The sequence below is a fragment of the Streptomyces sp. CBMA123 genome (assembly GCF_014596465.1).
Classification (GTDB): Bacteria; Actinomycetota; Actinomycetes; order Streptomycetales; family Streptomycetaceae; genus Kitasatospora.
Map to the genome: position 1 here is coordinate 1 of NZ_MECK01000380.1, position 1,273 is coordinate 1,273.

The 1,273-nt window shown below is 79.4% G+C and carries 1 pseudogene; it reads left to right on the top strand.

From position 1 onward, the window contains the following. Positions 1-1,273: pseudogene (locus BG452_RS31245) on the top strand (hypothetical protein); the annotation flags it as partial.

Consider the following 1,273-nt stretch of genomic DNA (forward strand, 5'->3'; position numbering starts at 1 on the left):
GGCGCCGCGCCGCCCGCTGCACGCCGGCCCGCCGATCCCGGACCCCTCGCTGATGACCGGCCAGGTGCCGGTCCGTTCGCTGGCCGACCGCGGCCCCTCGCAGGGCGGTACTCCCGCGCACGGCATCCCGGTCGTCGGCCGGCCGCCGATGGGCGAGGCCGTCGTGCCGGTCCCGGGCGCCGCGCCGCAGGGCGTGCCGCAGGCCGCCCCGATGGCGCCCGCCGCGCCGGTGGCCCCGATGCCCACCACGGCCGAGACCGGCCAGACGGTTCACCAGATGCCGCAGGGCTACCAGCAGGTGCCGCTCGCCTCGCAGCCGGTCGAGGGCCTGATGACCGTCGAGACGGTCGGGGCGATCGAGGTCATCGAGGTCGTCGAGACCCCGGAGGCGGCTCCGGCTGCTCTGGTCACTCCGGTCGCCGAAGCCGTCCAGGTCCAGCCGGCCCCCGAGGCCGCGCAGACGGCCCAGGCCGTCGTGGCCGAGCCGGTCCCGGCCCAGGCCGCCGAGCAGCCGGCCGCCGAGGCCGCCGTGGTGGACAGCCCCGCGATCGAGACCGTGGTGGTGGACGCCGCCGTGGAGACCGTGGAGACCGCCGTGGTCGAGGGCGGTGCCGAGCCGGTCGTGGCCGAGGCCGCCGCGCCCGCGGAGCAGTCCGAGCCCGCCGCCCCGGCCGGTCAGCCGCGCCGGATCTCCGCCTTCCTCGCCGCCCCGACCCCGCACGGCCTGCCCAAGGTCGCGGCGGCCCAGCAGGCCCCGGCGGCCGAGGAGGCGGCACCGGAGCAGCCCGCACCCATAGCGGTCGCCGAAGCGCCGCAGGCCGCCGAGCCGGCCCCGGCCGTCGAGGCGGTGCAGGAGGCCGGGCAGGTCGCCGAGGCGGTCCAGGCCGAACAGGCCGTCACGGCCACGGCCGAGCCGGTCGCCGAGACCGCCGCCGGCACCGGTGAGATGCCCTCCGGCCAAGCCGTCGCGGAGAGCGCCGACCAGGAGGCCGTTGCCGCCGAGGCCGTCCTCGCCGAGGCCATGGCCGCCGAAGCCGTCGCGGCGGAGCCGGTCGCGGTCGAGCCCGTCGTCGCCGAGGGCGAGCAGCCGCAGCCGGAGGCCGTCCCGGCCGAGCCGGCCGCCGAGGTCCTGGCCGAGCAGGTCGTCGAGGTCCTGGCCGAGCAGGTCGTCGAGGCCGCCGCCGAGCAGCCCGTCGACCAGCCCGCCGAAGCCGAAGCCGCCCAGCCCGCCGAAGCCGTCGCCCCCGAGGCCGAGCAGCAGCCCGTCGCCGAG